Annotated in this window: 21 protein-coding genes; 11 read left to right on the top strand and 10 right to left on the bottom strand. The window is 35.0% G+C overall.

What is annotated here, in order from left to right:
* Positions 1-16 precede the first annotated feature (16 nt).
* Together FC091_RS00575 and FC091_RS00570 are read right to left on the bottom strand one after the other, a co-directional pair.
* On the bottom strand, positions 17-661 hold the full coding sequence (locus FC091_RS00575; protein ID WP_138432341.1) for a hypothetical protein: 645 nt from the start codon (positions 659-661) through the stop codon (positions 17-19).
* Between the two features lie 334 nt (positions 662-995).
* Positions 996-2,813 carry a TonB-dependent receptor plug domain-containing protein gene (locus FC091_RS00570; protein WP_138432340.1) on the bottom strand — a complete coding sequence of 606 codons (1,818 nt, stop codon included), beginning with the start codon at positions 2,811-2,813 and terminating at the stop codon, positions 996-998.
* 70 nt (positions 2,814-2,883) lie between these two features.
* Between FC091_RS00570 and FC091_RS00565 the strand changes: the two genes are divergently transcribed.
* Positions 2,884-4,380, top strand: a complete 1,497-nt coding sequence (locus FC091_RS00565; protein ID WP_138432339.1) for an aminotransferase-like domain-containing protein — start codon at positions 2,884-2,886, stop codon at positions 4,378-4,380.
* Here the strand turns inward: FC091_RS00565 and FC091_RS00560 are convergent.
* Complete coding sequence (locus tag FC091_RS00560) at positions 4,367-4,786, bottom strand: putative signal transducing protein (RefSeq protein ID WP_138432338.1); 420 nt, start codon at positions 4,784-4,786, stop codon at positions 4,367-4,369. The genes FC091_RS00565 and FC091_RS00560 overlap by 14 nt on opposite strands.
* Positions 4,787-4,927: 141 nt before the next feature.
* Here FC091_RS00560 and FC091_RS00555 point away from each other — a divergent pair, with 141 nt between their 5' ends.
* The 3 genes from FC091_RS00555 to FC091_RS00545 all read left to right on the top strand — a co-directional run bounded on the left by FC091_RS00555 (position 4,928) and on the right by FC091_RS00545 (position 7,706).
* A complete protein-coding gene (locus FC091_RS00555; RefSeq protein ID WP_138433058.1) occupies positions 4,928-6,184 on the top strand; it encodes a Y-family DNA polymerase in 1,257 nt (418 codons plus the stop codon).
* 76 nt (positions 6,185-6,260) lie between these two features.
* A complete protein-coding gene (locus FC091_RS00550; protein WP_138432337.1) occupies positions 6,261-6,704 on the top strand; it encodes a LexA family protein in 444 nt (147 codons plus the stop codon).
* Positions 6,705-6,731: 27 nt separating this feature from the next.
* Entirely contained in the window at positions 6,732-7,706 is a 975-nt protein-coding gene (locus tag FC091_RS00545; protein ID WP_138432336.1) for a Gfo/Idh/MocA family protein, read from the top strand.
* A 57-nt stretch (positions 7,707-7,763) separates the two neighbouring features.
* Here the strand turns inward: FC091_RS00545 and FC091_RS00540 are convergent, their stop codons facing one another.
* The 7 genes from FC091_RS00540 to FC091_RS00510 all read right to left on the bottom strand — a co-directional run bounded on the left by FC091_RS00540 (position 7,764) and on the right by FC091_RS00510 (position 18,804).
* Positions 7,764-8,057: a F0F1 ATP synthase subunit epsilon gene (locus FC091_RS00540; protein ID WP_138432335.1), complete on the bottom strand. Its 294-nt coding sequence runs from the start codon at positions 8,055-8,057 to the stop codon at positions 7,764-7,766.
* Positions 8,058-8,132: 75 nt separating this feature from the next.
* Positions 8,133-9,641, bottom strand: coding sequence for a F0F1 ATP synthase subunit beta (atpD, locus tag FC091_RS00535; RefSeq protein ID WP_138432334.1), 1,509 nt, complete (start codon positions 9,639-9,641; stop codon positions 8,133-8,135).
* A 181-nt stretch (positions 9,642-9,822) separates the two neighbouring features.
* Positions 9,823-11,382 (bottom strand): G-D-S-L family lipolytic protein, encoded by a 1,560-nt coding sequence (locus FC091_RS00530; RefSeq protein ID WP_138432333.1) that lies wholly within the window; start codon positions 11,380-11,382, stop codon positions 9,823-9,825.
* Between the two features lie 20 nt (positions 11,383-11,402).
* Positions 11,403-14,207: a TonB-dependent receptor gene (locus FC091_RS00525; protein WP_138432332.1), complete on the bottom strand. Its 2,805-nt coding sequence runs from the start codon at positions 14,205-14,207 to the stop codon at positions 11,403-11,405.
* 168 nt (positions 14,208-14,375) lie between these two features.
* Positions 14,376-16,223: a glutamine--fructose-6-phosphate transaminase (isomerizing) gene (gene glmS / locus FC091_RS00520; RefSeq protein WP_138432331.1), complete on the bottom strand. Its 1,848-nt coding sequence runs from the start codon at positions 16,221-16,223 to the stop codon at positions 14,376-14,378.
* Positions 16,224-16,236: 13 nt separating this feature from the next.
* Positions 16,237-17,982, bottom strand: a complete 1,746-nt coding sequence (locus FC091_RS00515; RefSeq protein ID WP_138432330.1) for a DUF4270 domain-containing protein — start codon at positions 17,980-17,982, stop codon at positions 16,237-16,239.
* A gap of 9 nt (positions 17,983-17,991) precedes the next feature.
* On the bottom strand, positions 17,992-18,804 hold the full coding sequence (locus FC091_RS00510) for a glycogen/starch synthase (protein WP_138432329.1): 813 nt from the start codon (positions 18,802-18,804) through the stop codon (positions 17,992-17,994).
* A 110-nt stretch (positions 18,805-18,914) separates the two neighbouring features.
* Between FC091_RS00510 and panC the strand changes: the two genes are divergently transcribed.
* The 7 genes from panC (at position 18,915) to radA (ending at position 25,100) form a co-directional block, all read left to right on the top strand.
* Entirely contained in the window at positions 18,915-19,766 is an 852-nt protein-coding gene (panC, locus tag FC091_RS00505) for a pantoate--beta-alanine ligase (RefSeq protein WP_138432328.1), read from the top strand.
* Positions 19,767-19,779: 13 nt separating this feature from the next.
* Entirely contained in the window at positions 19,780-20,130 is a 351-nt protein-coding gene (panD, locus tag FC091_RS00500; protein WP_138432327.1) for an aspartate 1-decarboxylase, read from the top strand.
* Between the two features lie 6 nt (positions 20,131-20,136).
* Positions 20,137-21,096 carry a lysylphosphatidylglycerol synthase transmembrane domain-containing protein gene (locus tag FC091_RS00495; protein WP_138432326.1) on the top strand — a complete coding sequence of 320 codons (960 nt, stop codon included), beginning with the start codon at positions 20,137-20,139 and terminating at the stop codon, positions 21,094-21,096.
* Between the two features lie 43 nt (positions 21,097-21,139).
* Positions 21,140-22,288, top strand: a complete 1,149-nt coding sequence (locus FC091_RS00490; RefSeq protein ID WP_138432325.1) for an alpha/beta hydrolase — start codon at positions 21,140-21,142, stop codon at positions 22,286-22,288.
* A gap of 77 nt (positions 22,289-22,365) precedes the next feature.
* A complete protein-coding gene (locus tag FC091_RS00485; RefSeq protein WP_138432324.1) occupies positions 22,366-23,547 on the top strand; it encodes an alpha/beta hydrolase in 1,182 nt (393 codons plus the stop codon).
* On the top strand, positions 23,534-23,683 hold the full coding sequence (locus FC091_RS15130) for a hypothetical protein (protein ID WP_171032426.1): 150 nt from the start codon (positions 23,534-23,536) through the stop codon (positions 23,681-23,683). Before FC091_RS00485 ends, FC091_RS15130 begins: the two co-directional genes overlap by 14 nt.
* A gap of 58 nt (positions 23,684-23,741) precedes the next feature.
* On the top strand, positions 23,742-25,100 hold the full coding sequence (gene radA, locus FC091_RS00480; RefSeq protein ID WP_138432323.1) for a DNA repair protein RadA: 1,359 nt from the start codon (positions 23,742-23,744) through the stop codon (positions 25,098-25,100).
* Positions 25,101-25,331: the final 231 nt, after the last annotated feature.

Raw genomic sequence — 25,331 nt, 5'->3', positions numbered from 1 at the left:
GTGTTTTGGTTAATAGTTATTTGTTTTCTAGTAAGTTGTTTTGTCCTTGTTGTAAGGTCTCATGTTCAGTTAACGTCGGCTCAATGGGCTTGCGCGTGTGGTCTACAATTAAAATACCGTTAGATGTTACATCTACAACTTTAATAATAGTGCCAGATTTTAATGGTGTTTGTGAATCTGTTAGTGCATCTAGCTCTCTAACTGTTCCTTGTACATTGACACTTACTTTTCCCATACTAGAGCGATCTGCACCAATAGTAAGATATACTTCACCAACAGCATCTAAGGCATTTTTGTAATTAAGCGTACCACTATCACTAAGTTTGTTTATAAAGTAGAACAGTGCAGCCATTATGACCATCATCATTAATCCGCAAACGACCGAGATTATAATGGTTAAAGGTGTGGATAGACCAGCATCAATACAGGCAATACCACTCCAGCCAAAAATGGTAAAAAACCCGACTAGATTTTTAAAGCTTATAAAGTGAAAACCTGCACCTGCATCACTGTCGATATCTGTGTCTACATCACCTAAATCATCTGCATCTCCACCAGCAAAAGCCATAATCATTACAACAATAAATACTAATGAACCTACTGTGGCAACGGACCAATACAGTTTTGAAAGAAAATCTAAATTTGAAAACCACTCTATCATAATTACTAAGTTTTAATGCGCTATTAAATATACAACCATTGTAAGATTATTCGACTTTATATTTGAAAGTTTTCGACAAAAACATTACCATCAAGAAGACTTAATTAGTTCTAGCTTTTTGATGTTGATTTAAGGATAAAAATGTATCCAATAAAAGAGAAGCGAGATGGTTAGTCTTAGCGAGTAATAAATCTGTTCTTTTTTGAGCTCTTAAAAGCTAGATTTATTACTACCTTCAATTTATTAGTGTTTTAGTTATTCTTTTTGTTACAATTGCAACAAAAAAATCCTGTCGGTTAGGACAGGATTTATAGTGTGATATGTTGTTTACTATCTATTTAAACGTATATCGTAAACCAAATAACACGTTGCTTGGTGGCATTGGTGTAAAGCCAGATTCAATGTAGTCAGCATCAAAAATGTTGCTAGCTGTTACTGTAAATTCCGCTTGATTAAATCTTAAAGCAATTGAGGCATCCCAGACATTATAGGTTTGTCCTGTTGTACGTTCGGCATATTTGTAAACAATGTTTTGACTTACGTTTTTAAATAACTGCGTGCTTAATCGTGTAATATATTGGTGCTTTAACGTATTAAGTGAATAGCGTGATAATTCTTCATTTTGGTCTGAAATATTATCATCTAAGTACGAGTAGCCAAACGCTAAAGTTTGTTTGTAGTTGCTAATATTAAAGTTGTATGCAGCATCAAACTCTAAACCTTTGGTGTTAACTTCAGTAATGTTTTCGGCAGTAAATACATCTTCGGTTACAGACGTTCTTACATAATCAATTAAGTTGTCCGCGTCTCTGTTAAATACAGCCATACTAGCTGTAAGTTTTGGTGAAACGTATTTTAAACCAAGCTCTTGTGCAAACGCTTCTTCTGGTTCTAAATCTTCATTGCCACTGGTTACAGGGTCATTATAGTACAAGTCGGTGTAGGTTGGTACACGATAGGTATAACCGATGTTTCCATAAATTTTGAAGTTGTTTGTAATGTCATAACCTACATCTAAACCAGGAAATGCATGAAATTTGAAATCTGAAAAATACGTTAAAGCAACACCAGGTGTAATGTCTAGCTTGTTCTCTAACAAACTAAAGCGATGCTCTAAGAATGCATTGGCCATGAAACGTTGCCTGTTTCCTAAATTATTACTTCTTAAATAAATTTTAGAAAGATCTACACCAAAACCAGTAATACCTAATTCTGAAGTGTAAGAGGCATTTGTTTCCGCTCCAATTTTATCAGAAATGTGCATATTTCTATAAAAATCTGGTTCATCTCGTCGTAATAAAAAGATATCTTGATTACGTCTCCAGTAAACTCTTGGCTGAATTTTAAATTTTTCAGTTCTAAACGTTGTGCCAAATGCAATTAAGCTATTCTGCGTTTCTTCGTACTCGTTAAACGTAGGATTGGTTGTGTAGAAGTTTTGTGCACCAAACTTACGTTCAAGAAATGTAGCGGTCATTTCAATAGCCTGAGCATTTTTGTTAAAGGTGCTTTTTAGGTAGTAATTAGCATTGTCGTAATCGGTATTAATTCGGTAACCTTCAGAAGTCACTCTGCCAACATGAACAATATGTGATGAGTTTTCTAAATCTACACCAGCAGTAACATTACCATTAAGTTGTCCAAAAGAGCCAGTTTCAAAATTTACAGATGTTGAATTTTTGAGGTTCTTCTTAGTTACAATATTTATGGCACCGTTAAAGGCATTCTGACCAAAAACTCTGGCTGCAGGACCTTTAATAATTTCTATACGCTCAATAACTTCTAATGGCAAAGCTGCATTCATGGTGTGGTGACCTGTTTGTGCATCGTCCATTTTTATACCATCGATCAGTAGAAGTGTTTGGTCAAAACCACCACCTCTTATGTAAAGATCGGCTTGGCTGCCACCTGTGCCACGTCTTCTAATATCTACACCAGCCACTTGCTGCAATAAATCTGCAAGATTTACAGCGGCACTTTTTTTAATAGCATCTGATGTAATGATGTTTATCGTTCTTGAGTTTTCTTTAAAAGGTAAATCAATACGTGTACCAGTTAAAGTAACCGAATCTAGTTTTTGTGTGACTTCTTGCGCACCAACATTAATTATGACCAAAAACAGTAATACAAAAAGCGTAATATTTTTTCTCATGTCTTGTTTTAAATTGAAAGTGCAAAAGTCGTAACTTTCCGGACGATTAAAATAGTCCACTTTTAAAAGAATGAATAGTCCGGTTGAAGCAATTTTAAAACAGCTAATTAGTTTCGATAAAACTATCGTGCAACCTGTCTATGTGCAAGTGTCTCAGCAAATTATAAATGCTATTCAACGTGGTTATTTGGTAAAAGGAACAAAATTACCAGGCACAAGAACATTAAGCCAACTTTTAAGGGTGCATAGAAACACAGCCGTTGCAATCTACGATGAGTTGGCATCTCAAGGTTGGGTAGAAATCATTGCGAATAAAGGCACTTTTGTGTTACTGCCAGAGCAAGCCACAGCAAAAATTAAAGCTACTGCACAGCAAGTGCATCAGGCTTATCATTATCCTAAGGAGGCTGGTTTTCCATTTCAGCAGTCATTTCATTTGGCGACTAATCTTCAACAAACGCAAGCCAAATATATTATTAATGATGGTAAGCCAGATTTACGTTTGCACCCAACACATCAATTTTCGAGATGGTACAGTGCAGCTATGAAACGTAAACCACTCATTCAAAAATGGAACAGAACCACAACGTCATCAACTTCAGTATTTAAAACGCAGTTGTGTAATTACCTCAATGCCACACGAGGATTTCGTATAAAGTCCAACAACCTACTGAATACAAGAAGTTCTGAAATGAGTCTTTACATTGTATCGCAATTGCTGATAAAGCAAAACGATTTGGTTTTGGTTGGCCAGTTGAGTCATTATGCGTCTAACACTATTTTTCAAGAAGCTGGTGCCACGATTAGGACAATTCCTGTAGATGATGATGGTCTCGATGTAGATTATATAAGGCAGCATTTTATGAAAAATCGAATTCGATGTGTGTATGTAAGTGCGCATAGGCATTACCCAACTACAAAAACCTTGAGTGCAGAACGACGCATACAATTATTGGAGTTGGCTAAGGAGTATGGTTTTGCTATAATTGAAGATGACTATGATTATGATTTTCAGTATAATGGTTCTGCTATGCTACCAATGGCAACGGCAGATCCTAATGGTATGGTGATTTATTTGGGTAAAATGGGTCAGTCGTTTTTTCCAAGCTTTCAATCTGGATTTGTTGTAGCACCCGAAAATCTCATTGCCGAAGCTCATAATTATTTGACGCTTTTAGATGAGCAAGGCGATATTATACAAGAGCAAATGCTATCGGAATTAATTGCTGAAGGCGAAATTTACAGACTGTTAAAGAAGAATATCGTAACCTATAAAAGACGAAGAGATGTTTTGTGTGACGCTCTAAAACAACAATTTGGAGATGTTATTCAGTTTGAAAAACCTTCAGGCGGTTTAGCTATTTGGTTAAGATTTTTAAAACAGATTTCTCTGGTGCAATTAGCAAATGAAGCGGAAGCTTTAGATGTGTTTTTACCAAAAACAATTTTATACCAAGATAAAGATACCTGTGCTATTCGGTTTGGTTTTGGGCATTTAGATGAAGATGAAATTGAGATTGTAGTGTCTAGGTTAAAACAAGCCCATGATAGGATTATTGCTTTTTAAAGTTAACAATAGTGTTGCAATTATCGCATTTATACTCGTAACGCGCACTTAGCGGAAGTGAGCCAAAAACGAAACCTATTATAAAATGAACCAAGGATTTAAAACTATTAATAGTAGAGTAGAGGCTAATGTTATTACTGCCACAATTAGAACAAATAAGAGCATTACCATTGTCATCTAAAGCATAAGCCGAAATAGAATTTAAAACTGCTTTCGCTTTGCTTTCATCTTCAGCCAAAACATTCAATTTTACACCACCAATGGCATTACTTACCAAAGGATCAGTATCTATGGTAATATTATCTTTTAAAAATACTTTAATGCCTTCAGCTTCGAGACGACCTTTTATGATTTGTGCTTCACTAGAGTAGGTGAATCTGGCGATGGTTTTAAATGTGTTTTGCATTTAGTAAATATACTAAGACCTTAGGTTGTGTGCCAACTAGTACTTTAGAATATGTAGAGGATTAAAATAAAAGTGTTAAATAATGCCTTAGGTCTGTTAGGTTTTCAAAACCAGACAGGTCTTTTTTATATCTTTACATTTATGTATGCACTTGTAGATTGTAATAACTTTTATACGTCTTGCGAACGGGTTTTTAATCCTAGTTTAAACGGCAAGCCTGTTGCTATACTTAGCAATAATGACGGTTGTGTTATTTCTATGAGTGATGAGGCAAAAGCTTTGGAACTACCCTTTGGTGCACCAATTTTTAAGTGGGAAGGTTTTTGTAAGGTAAATAATATTAAGGTGTTTTCATCTAATTATCCACTATATGGTGATATGAGTAGCCGTGTAATGAAGATTTTAGAACAGTTTACACCAGATGTTGAGGTCTATAGTATAGATGAGGCCTTTTTGCAATTCAAAGGTTTTAAGGATTACGATTTTGAAGTATACGGCAATCAAATCCGAAAGCGTATTCTAAAATGGACAGGTATACCAACCTGTGTTGGTGTTGCGCCAACAAAAGCTTTGAGCAAAGTGGCTAATAAAATAGCGCGGAAGTTTCCTAAAGAAACCAATGGTGTTTATGTTATAGATTCTGAAAATTCTAGAATTAAAGCCTTAAAATGGATGAAGCTCGAAGATGTTTGGGGAATTGGTAGACAATTAAAACATCGACTGCAAGCTAAGGGTTGTAAAACCGCATATGATTTTACACAGCTAGATGACGAATGGGTACGACGAACATTTTCTATTACAGAGTGGAAGCTCAAAAAAGATTTAGAAGGTGTTTCTAAAATTGAATTAGACGAACCTACCCGTAAGCGCGCCATTGCAACCACCCGAAGTTTTGATTATACTTACGACGATATTAATTATATAAAAGAGCGTATCTCTACCTTTGCTACAAGCTGTGCCGAAAAATTGCGGAGACAAGGCTCTAGCTGCCACATGGTTATTGTATCTATAAGTAGTAATAGACACAAAAAGGAAGAGGAACAGCATAGAGCAAGTACCATAATAAACTTTCCTTATCCTACAGACTCGTCTTTAATTATAAGCAAACAAGCAGTTAAAGCGGTAGATACAATTTTTAAAAAAGGAGTTAAGTACAAAAGAGCAGGAGTAGTGGTTACAGGTTTGGTGCCAACAGACAATTATCAGCTAGATATGTTTGAAAGCGAAGATCCTAAACACAAACCTTTAATGTCTGCCATAGATAAGATTAATAAGAAATATAAAGGGGACAAAATTAAAATAGGCAATCAAGATTTAAAGCGTACTTGGAAAATGCGACAAGAGCGTTTGTCACCAAAATATACAACTAATATTAATGATATTATTGTTGTAAAATAGAATAGTCAGGCTGAATGTAGTCGAAAGGTGAAATGACAAAATTCAAGCGCTTATAAAAAGAACGAATCAAATAATTATGAAAACACTGCAATCTCAAAACTTAACATTTTTTATTCCAGAGCCTGTTGAAGATGCCGGAGTAAATTTCTTCGACACAGGAATTTCTGCAGGTTTTCCATCACCAGCAGATGATTTTAAGGAGCAACGCTTATCATTAGATGAAGAATTAGTCAAAAATAGAGAAGCAACATTTTATGCGCGTGTTAGTGGTCAATCTATGATTGGTGCTGGTATAGAAGATAATGATTTGTTAGTTATAGACAGAAGTTTAGAACCAGAAAATAATAAAATTGCAGTCTGTTTTTTAGATGGCGAGTTCACAGTAAAACGTCTTAAAGTAGAAAAGGGTGAAGTATGGTTACAACCTGAAAATCCAGATTATCCAATAATGAAAATTACAGAAGAGAATGATTTTGTTATTTGGGGAATCGTAACAAATGTAATCAAGAAATTGTATTAGGTTTAAGAGTTTATAAGGTAACTATATATGAAGAAAACCATAAAATGGGGAATTATTGGTTGTGGTAATGTTACCGAAGTTAAAAGTGGACCAGCCTACAAAATGACGAAAGGTTTTGAGTTGGTGGCTGTCATGCGACGAAATTTAGAGCTAGTCAAAGATTATGCTAGACGGCACGACGTACCATGCTACTATAATGATGCTGATAAACTAATTAACGATCCTGAAGTTGATGCTGTCTATATTGCCACACCACCAGATACACATCATTATTATGCCATGAAGGTGGCACAAGCCAATAAAATATGTTGTATTGAAAAACCAATGGCACCGAGTTATAAGGAATGCCTTGAAATTACCGATATATTTAAGACTAAAGGTCTGCCCTTATTTGTTGCGTATTACCGCAGGTCCTTACCACGATTTAATAAGGTGAAGTCATTATTAGAAGAGAAGGCGATAGGTAATGTGAGACATATTCATTGGTATTTGAGTCGCACACCAAGTGATTTGGATACATCTGACACTTATAATTGGCGAACCGATGCTAAAATTGCACCAGCTGGTTATTTTGATGATTTAGCAAGTCATGGGTTGGATTTGTTTAACTATTTACTGGGAGATATAAAAGAAGCAAAAGGTATTAGCTCTAACCAACAAAAACTATACACAGCAAAAGATATTATTTCAGCATCATGGGAGCATGAGAATGGAGTTTTAGGAACAGGAATGTGGAGTTTTGGTACTTATCAGCGTGAAGATAAAGTTAGGATTATTGGCAATAAAGGAGAATTATCTTTTTCGGTTTTTTTAGAGGAACCAATACAATTAATAACTTCAAAAGGTTTAGAAACTTTTCAAATAGATAATCCTCAACACATTCAACAGTATCATGTTGAGAATATGGCAAAGCACTTGCAATTTGATGTTAAGCATCCTTCAACAGGGAAAACTGCCACACATACTGCTTGGGTAATGGATTCTATTTTAAATCAACTATAAAAGAAAAGCGCCAAACATAATGTTCGGCGCTTTTTTTATTTTGAAAGAATATTATTCTTAATCAGCTAATATGATTAGCTTGTTATCTTTCATCTCAATAGTTCCTGAGTTAATCTTTACGTTTAACACTTTCTTATCGTCAGCATGAGGAACAACATCTTCATGCAACTCATCAAAAACTAAATGACTTTGAGAATGCGTATTGATTCTAATAGTACCTTCACCTAAGATAGAAACTATAGGAGCGTGATTTGATAACATTTCGAATTCACCATTTATACCTGGTACAACTACAGAATCAACTTCTGAACTAAATAGCGTGGCTTCTGGTGATACAATTTCTAGATACATATTTTTTAGTATTGAGTATTGAGTATTGAGCAATTAGAAGTTCTCACTACTAACATCTCACATCTCATTACTAGGTTATGCTTCAGCTAACATCTTCTCACCAGCTTCAATAGCCTCTTCAATAGAACCTTTAAGGTTAAATGCTGCCTCTGGTAAGTGATCTAATTCACCATCCATAATCATGTTAAAACCTTTTATAGTTTCTTTAATATCTACTAATACACCTGGTATACCAGTAAATTGCTCAGCAACATGGAAAGGCTGTGATAAGAAACGTTGTACACGTCTTGCTCTAGATACAGCTAATTTATCTTCTTCAGATAATTCTTCCATACCAAGGATAGCAATAATATCTTGTAATTCTTTATAGCGTTGTAATAACTCTTTTACGCGTTGTGCACAATCGTAATGCTCATCACCTAAAATTTCAGCTGTTAAAATACGTGATGTAGAATCTAAAGGATCTACTGCAGGATAGATACCAAGCTCAGCAATCTTACGTGATAATACTGTCGTTGCATCTAAGTGAGCAAACGTTGTTGCAGGAGCAGGATCCGTTAAATCATCCGCAGGTACGTATACCGCTTGTACAGATGTAATAGAACCTTTCTTTGTAGAAGTAATACGCTCTTGCATCGCACCCATCTCAGTTGCTAACGTTGGTTGGTAACCAACCGCAGATGGCATACGACCTAAAAGTGCAGATACCTCAGAACCAGCTTGTGTAAAACGGAAGATATTATCTACGAAGAAAAGTACATCTTTTCCTTGTCCGTCACCAGCACCATCACGGAAATACTCAGCAATAGTTAAACCAGATAATGCTACACGAGCACGAGCTCCAGGAGGCTCATTCATCTGACCAAATACGAAAGTAGCTTTAGAATCTTTCATAGCAGTTTTATCTACTTTCTTAAGATCCCATCCACCTTCTTCCATAGAGTGCATAAAGTCATCACCATACTTGATAATACCAGACTCTAACATCTCTCTTAAAAGGTCATTTCCTTCACGAGTTCTTTCACCTACACCAGCAAATACTGATAAACCACCGTGACCTTTTGCAATATTGTTAATCAACTCCTGAATCAATACTGTTTTACCTACACCAGCACCACCAAATAATCCAATCTTACCACCTTTTGCATAAGGTTCAATAAGGTCAATTACTTTAATACCTGTAAATAAAACTTCAGTAGATGTTGATAATTCTTCAAACTTAGGAGCTTGTCTGTGAATAGGTAAACCCGCTTCACCAGCTTTAGGTAAATCACCTAATCCATCAATTGCGTCACCAATTACGTTAAACAGACGTCCGTAAACATCCTCGCCAATTGGCATTTGGATTGGTGCACCAGTTGCAACAACTTCAGTTCCTCTACTTAAGCCATCAGAAGAGTCCATTGCAATAGTACGTACTGTGTCTTCACCAATGTGAGATTGTACTTCTAGTACTAATTTAGAACCATCTGGATTACTAATTTCTAATGAATCATAAATTTTTGGAAGTTCAGCTCCAGCACCGAATTCTACATCGATAACCGGTCCTACAATTTGTGCAACTTTACCTGTAACTTTAGACATTACTTATATGTTTTTGTTTTGCAATAATTTAAATCTGAAAAACAACACCTTACAATTAAGTTAAATACGTGCATTTTTCGCGCTGCAAAGATATAGTTTTATTTAAAAAAATAGTTCTTTTTTGAATAAAAAAAACACGCTTACATTGAGCGTGTTTTTTAGTTATAAATAAAAGTTGTTTCTATTGTAAAGTTGGGGAGTAATTAGTTGGGAAATCCCCTGCTTCTGCGAGATTACCTGAGGCTTCAAAATTAGACCCGAAAGTTGTATCAATAGCTTGTAGAAAGCTATTGGCCATTAAGGCATAGCCTCTTGCTGTTAAATGCACACCATCTAAACTTACCAAACCACCAAAAACTAAATCTGTATTCATGTTATAGTCTCCAAACATAATTCCTGTAGAAGACGCTTGTTCTAGAATAGAATTTAAATCTACTAAAGCTAAGCCATTAGAACTAGCTACAGATGATATTGTTGCGTTGTAAGCTGCAGTTGCATCGGCGATTTCTTGCTGCTCCTCTGGCGTTAAAACCCATTTGTCTGCTAATGGTATAGCAACACCATTTACGGTTTGTGGATTTCCAGGTACAGCTTCTGTTCCAATAAAGCTTGATGCAGGTAACACTATCAAATCTTCTGAAGTTGCTTGTCTCATGCTTACAAGTGCAGGATTTAGACCTGTTAAGTCAATTAAGTTTTCATCCATAATAACTACAGCGTTTCCTTCACCAGCTGAAAATGTGATTGTTCTTTTTGCCAATTCAGCATCAGCCATTTCTTGTGTTATTTGACCAAACTGTACTAAACCAGCTAAAGCTTGAGCAACACCTGCGTTGTATGCACCATATGCACTTGCACTATTTAAAAAACCTGCAGTAGCTGCGTCTAGAGGCACTGGATTGTGAGGTACGGTCGTAAAATGAGATAAACTAGTAATATTAGGAAGGTTTCCGATAACACCTTTTGCACCATTTGCAGTTAAACCAGCAACTAAAGCATTTAAAGATGCGTCAAACGTTGCTGAGTCAGTTATAGGGTCTGTACCATCTCCTCCAGAAAGAGCATAACCTAAAACATCATTTCCTCCTACTTCAGATATTGTAAAGAACGTAGGGTTTTGAGCTATAGCTAACTCTAATATTGAGGCATTTGGTGCGTTGCCGGTAACTCTAATTGCATATGGGTTAGCAGCAGCAGGGAAATTAGCTAAGTTACCATAACCAGGAGCTAATAAATGAAAACTTTTAGCACCAGGAATACCTAAATTATTGAATGGACCTGTGGGATTATTTAAAGCAAAGTCTGTGGTAGACATTGCAGTAGGATTTACAGATTGTAATGCTACTGGTCCAGCACCACCAAATACAAGACGTTCTTCAAAAAGTCTCTCACCAGTGACTGGACTTATTACAGGATTCCCGCCTAATAAGAGTCCTCCAAAATTATCATTCATTAAAGGTTGAGTAAAAGTACCGCCACCAACATTGGCAAACTTACTTGCCATAATATTTGGGAAGGAATTTTCTTGGCTTGCCACAAAAAGGGCGCTGTCTGTGAATCCAGCCGTAAAAGAAGCACCTATAGAAACATAATTTGAAAAATCCGCTGAGCCAGCAGTTAATTCTGGTAATGGCTCAGAGTCAAGGTTGTTTCTGTCCCTTAAATCCTCTACTAGTTCGTTTTCGCAAGCTACCATTCCTAGGGTTAGTAATGATAGAGCTATATATTTAATTTTTTTCATCTTAATTTTCTTTTCCGTTATTATAAGTTATTAATTGTCCAAGACACGTAATATTGAGAACCGATGAAACCTGTACCAAATGCAGTAAAGTATTCGTCCTGTAATAAGTTCGTAGCACCCGCTTTGAAAGTAGATTTTAAGCTTGGTACTCTAAAGTTGATTTGAGCATCAATAACATTAAAAGATGGCACATCCCCATCACCAAAAGAAGATTCCCAGAAGTAATTGTCACTCCATCTCCAAGACACATTAAAACCAAAGTTTTTAAATAACTCTGTCTTACCAAAAGATGCTTTCACTTTATGCTCAGGTGTATTAAAGAACGTTCTAAAATCAGGATTTTGTTTTACATCAAAATCTAATTTAGCATAGGTATAGTTGGCACTAAGATCGAAGCCGTCAAATACTTTTGCAGAAACTTGAATCGCTGCACCATAAGAATTAACATCTTCATCAGAATTTGTATAGGTCTGGTACGCTTGAAAGTCTCCATTTGCAATTGCAGCTACTGCTAATGGTGTGCCGTCTGGTAATGTTTCCGTAAGTTCAACATCACCATAAAAAGGTGCAATTACAGTTTCATTAGCTAAGAAGTCTTGATATTGATTGTAGTAAACCGAAGCGTCTACAATTATACCATCTAGTTTGCCACGATACCCTAATTCAACTGAACTTACTTGTTCGGGCTTTACTAAATTAGAATTTGCTATTTCTAAATCAGCTGGGTTACCTGTAAGGGCAAAGCCATTAGATACAGAGCTTGCGGCGAAAGAGTTATTATAAGCACCAGTACCATCAAAAGCAATATTATTTTGACCGGTAATAGCCGTACCATTAGCACTTAAGTCGTAGTTCCTGATATCCCTTGCTGGATTATCAGCAGCGCCACCAATAAGAATAGCTCTACCAACATCTAAACCGATATATAAATCTTGAGTCGTTGGATTTCTAAATCCTGTTTGGAACGAAGCTCGTATATTGTGGTCTTGGTTAATTGTAAAACCAGCTGACAGTCTCGGTGAGAAAAATCCATCAAACAATTCAGATTTATCATATCGCAAAGAACCTGTAAGCTTAAGTTCTACACTCTCAGATAATTCTAAAGAACGCTGTAATTGTGTGTAAACCCCTACTTCAGAGTAATTAATTGGGCCGTCATTATCTGTGTAAATTGTTCCAAAAGAATTTAAACTGTATCTTCTATATGACCCACCAACTTGAATTTCAGCAAAATCTATTAATTCACCAAAGTTGTAATTGGCGTCCGCATGATAAATTTTTGAATTGTCTTGAAATTTCGAACCTGTAGTTAAATCAGGGTCGTTAATACTTCTGTTGAAAGCAGCCTGAAATTCAGGTGTACCAGGTAAATAACGACCTGTGTCAGCTTGAGCTCTTGCTGCAGCATGAGCTTGAGTGTCTGTAGCGCCACCTAGAGTAGCTCCGATATAAGATGCTACATATTCCCCAAACCAAGTTTGATCATCTTTCCATGCTCTGTTGATATTAATACCTGTAAAAACCATGTCGTAAGAGTCGCCAGCTTTATCTTCAGTTACATAACCTCTTACAAAGAAGTTGTCATTTCTAATTTCAAGTTTGTGTTGTTGTAAGAAAAAGTTTTTGATATTATATCTGTTAGCACCTTGGTAAATAGTATTACCAGAACCTACTTTACCAACATATTGGATTTCAAAATCATTTTCCCAAGGGCGGAAATAAAGTCCCCAGTCAGCTTTTATACTTTCAGCATTATAATTGGTTAGATCTCTTTCGTTGTAACCTGTTCTACTTACGTCAACTGAAGGCACAAGTGCAGAGGAACCTGAAGGTGCAAGCCCTAAGCCTTCTAATGTTTGTGCTACATCATTTATGTTTGTACTAACTTCGTCACCGTAGACATTAATTCCATCGTAATCAATATCAGCTCTGGTTAGTCCTCTATTAAGCTTATCGGCTTCATTTACTGCAAACCAGTCGGTGCCTTTTAAGTAGCCAAAATTAACTTTAGCAGCAAACTTTTCGCTAAACTTGTATGCCATTCTAATCCCAAGATCGGTATAGTCATTATCACCAGCTGCTTCTTGAGATGTAATACCTCTTTTTAAATATCCACTTATACCTTGATGATCAAAAGGGTTCTTACTGCGCATAAATAATATACCGTTAAAAGCATTTGCACCATATAATGCCGAAGCAGCACCTGGTAGCAATTCTACGCTTTGTACATCAGTTTCTGTCATACCTAACAAGTTACCAAGTGGGAAGTTAAGTGCTGGTGCCGAGTTATCCATACCGTCAACCAATTGCATAAAACGTGTGTTAGCGAATGTCGCAAAACCTCTTGTGTTTATAGATTTAAAGGTTAAACTGTTAGTATTTATGTCTACTCCTTTAAGATTTTCTAAACCGTCGTAAAAATCTACAGATGCGGTATTCTTTATTTCCTTTATTCCAAAACGCTCTACGGTTACTGGAGATTCAAAAATACGCTCTGGTGTACGTGAAGCAGATATAACAACTTCATCTAATGAGTTGCCTTCCTTGAGGGTAACATCAACAGTTTGTTCATTACTTGTTATCTCGATAGTCTGAGCTTCAAAACCTGTGTAACTTACACGAATTGAAAATGGTGGATTTTGATTTACAGATAGGGTGTAGTTACCATCAAAATCCGAAACGGTACCTGTGCTAGTACCCACTACTACAATATTTGCACCAGGTAAGGGTAACCCAGTTTCATCAATAATTTTTCCTTTAACCGTGGACTGAGCAAAAGATACCACGCAAAAAAGCATTGTAAAAAGCTTTAAGATTGTCTTCATTTTAGAGAATTAGTTAATTTATTTGACGCCAATTTAAATAAATATATGAAAATTAGATAAGAAATTCTCAAAAAATTATGCACGCATAGCAATATTCAAAAAAATGAAAGCCTTAAAATTGAGGATTCTGCAATTTTAAGGCTTTTGTATTATTTTAAAAAAAGTTGATTACTCTACAGTAACTGACTTTGCTAAGTTACGTGGTTGATCTACATTCTTATCTAACATTACAGCAATGTGATACGATAATAATTGTAAAGGAATTGTTGTTAAAAGAGGTGTTAGGCATTCTATAGTTTCAGGAACCTCAATCACATGGTCAGCCAATTCTTTGACACTCTTATCGCCTTTAGTTACTATTCCTATGATTTTACCTTTTCTAGATTTTATTTCTTGGATATTGCTTACAACCTTTTCGTAATGGCCTTTTTTGGTAGCAATAACAACAACTGGCATCTGTTCGTCAATTAAGGCAATAGGTCCATGCTTCATCTCGGCAGCAGGGTAGCCTTCAGCATGAATGTAAGAAATTTCTTTTAATTTTAATGCGCCTTCTAGGGCTACTGGGAAATTATAGCCACGTCCAAGATATAAGAAGTTTTTGGCATCTTTATATATATCCGCAATAGTCTGAACATACCCATCAGATTCAAGAGCTTCTTTAACCTTACTTGGTATGGTTTCTAATTCAATCAAATGATGTCTAAATTCTGAACTCGAAATAGTTCCCTTTGCTCTGGCTAATCGAAGAGCTATAAGTGTTAATACCGTAATCTGAGTAGTAAATGCTTTTGTAGAAGCTACACCAATTTCTGGCCCTGCATGTGTATAAGCACCTGCATCTGTTTCTCTGGCGATTGACGAACCTACTACATTACAAACTCCAAATACAAAAGCACCTTTTGATTTTGCTAACTTAATAGCAGCGAGAGTATCAGCAGTTTCTCCAGATTGAGAAATAGCTATAACTATATCTTTTTCGGTAATTACAGGATTTCTGTATCTAAACTCTGATGCATATTCAACTTCTACAGGTATTCTAGCTAAATCTTCGAAAATGTATTCTGAAACTAAACCTGCATGCCAAGAAGTACCACAAGCAACAACGATTATTCTGTCTGCTGCTAGGAATTTTTTCATATTATCTTCTACACCAGCCAATTTTATTACAGCTTCATTACTAAGGAGCCTTCCCCTAAAGGTGTCTAAAATTGCTTCTGGCTGTTCGTATATTTCTTTGAGCATAAAATGGTCGTAACCACCTTTTTCAATTTGCTCAAGATTTAATTGAAGTTCTTGGACATAAGGGTCTACAAGCGAGTCTCCTTTGATTTTTCTTACCTTAATATCTTTACCCCTTCTTATAATTGCCATTTGTTCATCTTCAAGATAAACGGCATTTTTAGTAAATTCTATAAAAGGTGAAGCATCACTAGCGATAAAAAATTCATCTTCACCAATACCTATTGCTAAAGGGCTACCAAGTTTAGCAACTACAATTTCATTAGGTTTGTTTTTATCAAAAACAGCTATTGCATAAGCTCCAATCACTTGGTTCAATGCAATTTGCACGGCTTTACCGAGTTTTATGTTTTCATTCTTTTTTACATCCTCAATCAGATTTACTAAAACCTCAGTATCAGTATCGGATTTAAAAGTATAACCTCGCTTAATAAGCTCTTTTTTTAGAGCATCGTAGTTTTCTATAATTCCGTTGTGAATTATCACTAGGTCACCAGAATTAGAATAATGAGGATGAGAGTTTATGTCATTAGGGACACCGTGGGTAGCCCAACGTGTATGACCAATACCTAGAGTGCCGTTGGTTGAGATCTCATTTTCTAACCTTTCTTTTAGATCAGATACTTTTCCTTTAGTTTTAGAGAGTTTTATGTCAGTGCCATCATATAAAGCAATGCCTGCGCTGTCATAACCACGATATTCTAATCTTTGAAGCCCTTTAATTACTATAGGATAAGCTTCTCTATGACCAATATAACCAACTATTCCACACATAGGGTAATTTTATTTAATTGTTTGGTTCTGTATAATATATTTCTAGATAAACTTTTTTATCTTGATTTCCTGTGTTATTTCCGTGTAGGACAGTGCCTTTTGGGCTTAAAACTGAACTTATAGGTGTCTTTAAATCCGAATCATTACTAGTTTGAACCTCTTGTTGAATAAGCTCTTCTAAATTGACGTTCAATGAAATTGCTAAACCAAGCTCAACGTTTGTTGAGTCGTTTAATAATAGATTGTTAATGTGTTCGGTTATTCTAAATTTATATTTTATGCCATTTTCATCTGACTCATCGTTTTCACGTTGTAAAGCGCCAAGATGATTGAATTTAGAAAAATATGGAATGGTACTAATAGTAGGGTCTAAAAAATAGTCTGTGAGAGGTGTTTCATTATTTAAGTCATAAATATAAAGACGATCTGGTTCTGTTTCAGGATGATAAGAGGCAGACTGACTTAAAAAGTCTTGGTCCACATGGAAAACTAGATTAGCTTCATTTACAATGCGTTTAATACCTTCAAAATTGCCTTCAGCATCGGTTTCTACAAAAAAGTTTTTCCAATCGTCAAAAGTTGTGTTGTCACCGTCATTGAGGTCGTCACCATTAAAGAGTTTGATTTTTGCAATTGAACCTTCACCACCTTTTAAGTATACCCTTTCATCTCCAACGTTAGGGTTGCTATCAGGGATGGTAATATTAAATTCATTATCAAAAAAGTTGATTTTGTTACCATTAAAGTTTAAGACAAAACTTTGCTGTTCTTCTGATACAACATCCTCTCCATTTTCATCTTCAGTTACGGTTGTGGTGGTATAATAAATAGTGATGTTAGAATTTGGAGAATTTGTATTTAAGATAAGATAGCTTCCGTCATTATTTACTGCTTCTGCTTTAAAATAAAGACCTCTAAAATATTCAGAGAAATTGTTTTCGTTACTTAATACAGCTTGTCCTTCTTGGTTAAATATTTTATTTTGCCAGTAGCTAGGTTCTAATAAAATTCTTATGCCTGGTGGAACATATGTAGTTAAAGAGTTATCTTCTTCTCCATCTTCGCTTTCAGCCCTCAGTATATATCCTTGTTTATTAATATCAATAACGTCGCTTATCTCATCAAATTCATCGGTTTCTGAATTATATTCCACAAAAGTTAATTCTGCACCTTCTAACGGTGCTATTGCTTCAGAGGAAGAGGCAGTTTTGTTAGAAAAATAATTTTGTGCTTCATTGAATTCTGCATTGGGATCAAAGTTTCTTATGAAATAATTATTCTCGTAAACACTTAATCTTATAGGATTGTTAGTATCGCTATTAGGGAAAATTGAATCTACGTCGTAGGTAATATTATTATCTTCGTCAATGTCGGTAATAGTAGAAAAGTAGGGAAGCGTTAATACAACTGAGTCTATTTCTAGTTCGTTAGCTTCACCTAAGAATGTTGGCGAATATGCAGACAAAGAGACTTGAGTTACAAAACTAGATGTAACCCTACCATAAACATCATCATATATCCCTAATGTACTTAGGCCTAAACTGTTATTAGTTTGTACAGGTCCTAAGACTTGTGAATAAGTGATTACATCGGTGAATTCGGGATTAGTTTCACTTAGCTTTTTAATATTGAAATTTGTCGCTACATCACTATTTAATACATCGGTCTCTAGGTTGTTAAAATCATTATCGCAAGCGATAAGACTACCAACAAAGAGACTGAGGATGATTATGTTAAGGGCAAATTTATTTTTTTTCATAGATATATGTTAACTGTTTAATACAGCTTCTTTATAAAATTCTGTGTATGGATCTGCAAACTCTTCAATAGAATGAAAATCTAGTACAGGTTTTTCTAACTCACTAATATAGCTATCTAGCTCTTTAGGTAATTCTTCAGAACCTCTAATTATAGCGTCAGAGTTGTCGATAGCTATTTTCATAAGGTTTATATAATCAGGCTTTTCTAAGGATTTAATAGACTCCTCATCAATCCCGTCAAATTTCACCTTATTAATCATTCCTTTATCTAACGTACCTTCAAAACTTTGATTGTATACAGAGGTCACTATTTTACTTTCAGTGAATAACGGTTCTGTTTTATAGAATTCTTTGAGATACAATGGTAACAAGGATGCTAACCAACCATTGACGTGAATAATATCTGGAGCCCAGTTTAATTTTTTAACGGTTTCTATAACACCCTTAGCAAAGAAAATAGCACGCTCATCATTATCTGGGAATAGGTTTCCATCTTCATCAGTTAGAGTCGCTTTTCTTTTAAAGTATTCTTCATTGTCAATAAAGTATACCTGAATACGCTCTTTTGGAATAGAGGCAACTTTAATGATTAGTGGCATATCTAAGTCATTAATTACCAAGTTAATACCTGAGAGTCTAATAACCTCATGTAATTGATGTCTTCTCTCGTTAATATTACCAAAGCGTGGCATAAATATTCGTATTTGCCCTCCTTGTTTGTTTACCATTCTTGGAGCTTCAAATGACATTGAAGAAATCTCTGTTTCTGGTAAATATGGAACTACTTCCGAGGACACATACAATATTCGTTTATCTTTCATAAATCTGCTGCTTTTGTAAATTAAAAGTAAAAAACATGCAAAATTACAAAAATTTGTGCAGATTGCCAGTAAAATATTATGTTTGCACGCGTTAATTTTTTGTTACCAAAGTGAAAATTTTTCATAATAAATCTGAATTGTCTCATCTTATTGATGAGTTCAAGGCTAATAATAAAGCAGTTGGTTTTGTGCCAACAATGGGGGCACTACATAATGGACATTTATCACTTGTAGAAAAAGGACTTAGTGAAAATGACGTTGTTGTGGTCAGTATTTTTGTCAACCCTACACAGTTTGACAACAAAGAAGATTTAATTAAATACCCTAGAACTCTAGACGCAGATGTAAAATTGCTAAAAACTGTTAGCACCGATAAAGTTATAGTGTACGCACCTTCAGTTGAAGATATTTACAACGATGACGTACAGTCTCAATCTTTTAAGTTCGATGGACTCGAAAATGAGATGGAAGGAGCTTTTAGAGATGGACATTTTGATGGAGTAGGCACCATTGTAAAACGACTATTCGAAATTGTAATACCAAACAGAGCGTACTTTGGTGAAAAAGATTTTCAACAATTACAGATCATCAAGAAACTAGTTGAGCTTTATCATATCCCTGTAAAAGTAATAGGTTGTCCGATTCATAGAGCAAAAGATGGCTTGGCCATGAGCTCAAGAAACACCAGATTATCAGAAGAGCACAGAAATGCTGCGCCATTTATATACAAAATATTAAAAACTGCCAAAACTAAGTTTGGCACAAAAAGTGCTAAAAAAGTAAAGGAATGGGTTGAGAAACAATTTAATAAACAACCTCTTTTAGAATTAGAGTATTTTATTATTGCAGACACAAAAACCTTAAAACCAGTAAAACGTAAATCAACAAAAAAGACATACAGAGCTTTCATTGCAGTGTATGCTGGTGATATAAGACTAATAGACAATATCGCCTTAAATTAATTATCTTAGCCTCATGCAAATTCAAGTTGTAAAATCCAAGATACATCGCGTTAAATGTACAGGAGCAGATCTTAACTACATTGGTAGTATAACTATTGATGAAGATTTAATGGATGCTGCCAATATTATACAAGGTGAAAAAGTTCAGATTGTTAATAATAACAATGGTGAGCGTCTCGAAACTTACTGTATACCTGGCCCAAGAAACAGTGGTGAAATAACATTAAATGGCGCAGCTGCACGTAAGGTAGCAGTTGGTGACATTTTAATTTTAATCACTTATGCTTTTATGGATATTGAAGAAGCCAAAGTGTTTAAACCCTCTTTAGTATTCCCAGACGAAGCTACCAATCTCCTAAAATAAATTTGTTTGAGCAAATTCAAATCCATCCTAAAAGTTGTGATTCCCTTACTCTTAGGAGTGGTGCTGGTTTGGTACTCATTATCTCAAATCTCTGTTTCAAAGTTAGTTCAGTATTTTAAGGATGCTGATTATTTTTGGATAATTCTAGGTGTCATTTTCGGTGTTTTAAGCCATTTGTCTAGAGCATATCGTTGGCTTTTTATGGCAGAACCTTTAGGCTATAAACCCAAGCTGGCCAATAGCTTTATGTCGGTGTATTCTGCTTATCTTATAAACTTAACTATACCTAGAGCGGGTGAAGTGGCAAGAGCTTCAATTTTAGCCAACTATGAAGGTTTGCCTTTTGAAAAAGGTTTTGGAACAATAGTTTCCGAGCGTGTTGCGGATACTATAATGCTTTTTTTAATTATAGGTTTGGCACTGGCGTTAGAGTTTGAGTTTATTTATAACTTTTTTGCCAGCAAGCTTAATTCTTCAACGTTAATAATAGGAGCATTAGCTCTTATTGCATTGGTTATTTTAACGTACATTTTTGTCGTTAGAAGCGGTTCTAAAATGGCATTAAAGATTAAAGAGTTTATAGGTGGATTGGTGGAAGGTGCACTTAGTATTTTTAAAATGAAAAAGAAGTGGTCTTTTATTTTTCATACAATCTTCATTTGGGTGATGTATCTATCTATGTTTTATGTTACAACATTCGCCTTGCCAGAATTGGATAAAATACCATTGGCAGCTATTTTAATAGGGTTTATTTTAGCAAGTTTTAGCATTGCTGCAACCAATGGTGGTATAGGCTCATTTCCTGAAGCCATAGTAATAGCTTTCGCATTATTCAATATTGCTGAAGACCCAAGCAGAGCCTTTGGTTGGATAATGTGGTCTACACAAACTTTAGTTATTATTATTCTTGGAGGTATTTCTTTAATCTATTTACCAATCTATAATAGAAAGCAAGAAAGTATTTAGAAATATTTTTTACCTTGCTTTAACTTTTAAGTCAACCATCAGTATGAAGACATTCTTCACCTCCTTGTTTTTATTATGTTTTTTAATTAATAGCCATGCACAAGCTATTTATAAGACCATTGATTCCTATAAATTAGATGGTACTAGAGAATTAAAGATTCAATTGCCTAGAAATTATGACCCTGAAGCAGAACGAGCGTATCCATTGGTAATTGTTTTAGATGGAGACTATCTTTTTGAACCTGTTGCGGGTAATATTGATTATCAGGCGTATTGGGAAGATATTCCAGATTGTATCGTAGTTGGCGTTAAACAAGATACAACGCGAGAAGTAGATTTTTCTTACGATGATAGTACGTATTTCCCTTCTGACGGAGGAGCTAATTTTTATGAGTTTTTGAGTGGTGAATTAATACCTTATGTAGAAGAAAGTTATAAAGTGTCTAACTTTAAGGTTATCATTGGGCATGATCTTGGCGCTAACTTTATCAATTACTATCTTTTTAAGGATAAACCATTGTTTAGAGCGTATATTAGTCTAAGTCCAGATTTGGCGCCAGAAATGGTTAATAGGTTGCAAGAACGTTTATCTGGTTTAGAGCAAGAAACATTTTATTACATGGCGACTGCAGACGCAGATATTAAAGTCTTAAGAAATGATATTGTTGAGTGTGATGCTAAGTTAAAGTCTATACAGAATGACAAACTCCATTATAAGTTCGACAATTTTGAAGATGCCAACCATTACTCACTCGTAGGTAGAGGCATTCCAAAAGCATTGAATGAAATATTTACACTCTATAAGCCGATTAGTGGTAAAGAATACAGAGAAAAAATACTCACATATGAAGGTTCACCGTATGATTACCTAATAAAAAAGTACGAAAACATTGAGTATTTTTATGGTTTTGAAAAAAAGCTGACAGAAAATGACATTAGAGCTATTGCTGCAGCATGTAAAAAACGAGATGATTTAGATTCGTTAGAAAAGTTAGCTAAATTGGTTAATAAAGAGTTTCCTAAATCTATGCTAGGCGCTTATTACATGGGTATGTATTACGAAAAGGAAGGAAATCTAAGAAAAGCATTACTTCGTTATAAAGCAGGCTTAATGTTAGAGCCATCTCAGTATATTGATAAGGAAATGATGCTAGAAAAAATGTACGAGGTTCAAGATGCAATGGACGACTAACTGTATTTCATCGAAAAAAATTCACAAGTTAACGATATTTTAGTATGTTTGATACCCCAAGTCAAACCTACTTATAAATGAAAAAAGCTACCCTAATACTTTTGGCATGTTTCCTTTGTATGCCAATTTTTGCGCAAATTAGCTATGATGAAATTAATTCATCAAAATTAAATGCAGTTCGTAAACTTAAAATAAAGTTACCCAAAAATTACGATCCTTCATCAGAAATCAAATATCCTTTAATTATTGTTTTTGATGGTGACTATTTATTTGAACCTATTGCAGGTCAAGTAGATTTTCAAACATATTTTGATGATATGCCAAGTTCTATCATAGTAGGTGTAGTACAAGGCAGCGAAAGACGTTATGATGGATATTGCGATGAAGTTACAGGTCTACCAAAAGAATCTGGTTTGCGCTTCCATGATTTTGTTTCTGAAGAACTTATACCATATTTAGATAATAGGTATAACACTAGTAAGTTTAGAGTTGCTGTAGGTCATGATTTAATGGGTAATTTTATTAATTCATATTTGTTTAAAGAGGATCCGTTGTTTAACGCTTATGTATGTATAAGTCCAGATTTATCTGGTACAGTAAGAGATTATCTGGGTAAACGATTAGAGTTTTTCAAAGATGATATTTTCTATTACATGGCAACATCAGACAAGGATTTGCCATACATTAGAGAAGCTGTAATAAATGCTAATTCTCAAATATCTCAAGTAAAAAATCAGTACCTAACCTATTATTTTGATGATTTTGAAAACGACAACCATTATACTTTGGTTAATAGTGCAATAGCAAGATCTTTTGATAAAATTTTTGAACTCTACAAACCACTTCGTGAAAAAGAGTTAGAAGAAAAGGTGCTACCATACGAAGGCACACTAGACAAATATCTTGTTGATAGGTACGATAGGATTGAAGATTTATTCGGAATAAAAAAGCCAATTACAGAAGAAGAGTTCGAAAAAGTTGTTAAAGTTGCTGAGCAACGCAACGACTTAGAATCTCTTGAGAAAATAGGGAGGTTAGCTAAAAAACTCAATCCAGGATCTTTATTAGGAACCTATTATTTAGCGCAGCACTCAGAGAAAATTGGTAAAAACAAAAAAGCCAAAAAGCTATATGAGTCTGCATTAGAGTTAAGCGATGTAAGTCATATAGATAGGGATTTTATTTTTTCCAAAATAGATGAACTAACCGTAGTTGATACAGACGAACAAGAAGAGGAGGAGGACAATGAAGAAAACTAAAAGAGGACTATCTACAGATTATTATTTTGAAGCTTTGTATAAAAAAGTCAAGTCTTTTGTGTCAATTGAAAAGTACTCAAAATTACAAATCGTGAAACTTTTAACTATTGCAACTTGGTTTAAAGACATCAATTAAAATTATCTTAATTTAGCCATTCTAAAAATCAGCTTCAATCTTGTGGTTTTAAAAGTACATGGCTAAAGTAAAAACAACTTTTTTTTGTCAGAATTGCGGAGCGCAATATGCCAAATGGCAAGGACAGTGTAACTCTTGTAAGCAATGGAATACTATTGCTGAAGAAGTTATTCAAAAACCAGAGAAAAACGATTGGAAACCGAGCTCATCAACAACTAAGCGAGTTTCAAAGCCACTTAAAATTAATGAGATTGACACAGCTAAAGAAGCTCGATTAAATATGCAAGATGCTGAATTTAATCGTGTTCTTGGAGGTGGTATGGTACAAGGATCTCTGACACTTTTAGGTGGTGAACCAGGAATAGGTAAAAGTACATTGTTGCTTCAAGTAGCTTTAAGCTTACCGTATAAAACCCTTTATGTTTCAGGAGAAGAAAGCCAGAAACAAATTAAAATGCGTGCTGAGCGCATCAACCCCAAAGAGAACAACTGTTATATTCTTACAGAAACCAAAACCCAAAATATTTTTAAGCAAATAGAAGCTGTTGAGCCAGATTTGGTAATAATAGATTCTATCCAAACACTTCATAGCGATTATATTGAGTCTTCTGCAGGAAGTATTTCGCAAATAAAAGAATGCACTACAGAGCTTATAAAGTTTGCTAAAGAAACAGCAACACCAGTTCTGTTGATAGGCCATATTACTAAAGATGGCCATATCGCTGGGCCAAAGATTTTAGAACATATGGTAGATACTGTTCTTCAATTTGAAGGCGACCGCAATCACGTCTTTAGAATTTTAAGAGCACATAAAAACCGATTTGGATCAACCAATGAGCTAGGTATTTACGAAATGCAAGGCTCTGGTTTACGTGAAGTTTCTAATCCATCAGAAATATTGATTTCTGAAAAAGATGGGGAACTTTCGGGTAATGCAATTGCAGCTACGCTTGAAGGCTTAAGACCACTAATGATAGAAGTTCAAGCATTAGTAAGCACAGCAGTTTATGGTACTCCTCAGCGTTCGGCAACAGGTTTTAATGCTAAACGTTTAAATATGTTATTGGCAGTTTTAGAGAAACGTGCTGGTTTCAGATTGGGAGCCAAAGACGTCTTTTTGAATATTACAGGTGGAATTACCGTTGACGATCCAGCAATAGATTTAGCAGTTGTGGCTTCAATTTTGTCTTCAAACGAAGATGTGGCTTTACCAAGTGATTATTGTTTTGCTGCTGAAGTTGGACTATCTGGCGAAATAAGACCAGTACAACGTGTGGAACAACGCATTCTAGAAGCTGAAAAATTAGGCTTTTCTACAATTTTCGTTTCTAAATACAATAAAATTACATTTAAGAACCCTTCGATTAAAGTGCAACTCATTTCTAAGATCGAGGATTTGGTAGATTTCTTGGTCTAACTACTTGGGAATGACTGTCTTTTTGTCGATTTTTTTTGTCTTTTTGGTTAAAAATTAATGATTTAACGACTTTATTCTCACTTTATCGAATAAGAATTGCAACTAAATTTCTTGAGGCTACTATTGTATTGTAATTGTAAATCAGATAATTACAATTCTTTCCCTCAGAAAATAATCCATTAGACTTAAAATTTTATTGTAGTACATAGTTAAAAAGGACCTCAACAACAT

It is taken from the genome of Winogradskyella algicola (assembly GCF_005869935.1).
Lineage (GTDB): Bacteria > Bacteroidota > Bacteroidia > Flavobacteriales > Flavobacteriaceae > Winogradskyella > Winogradskyella algicola.
This window is presented reverse-complemented; position numbering and strand designations above follow the sequence as displayed.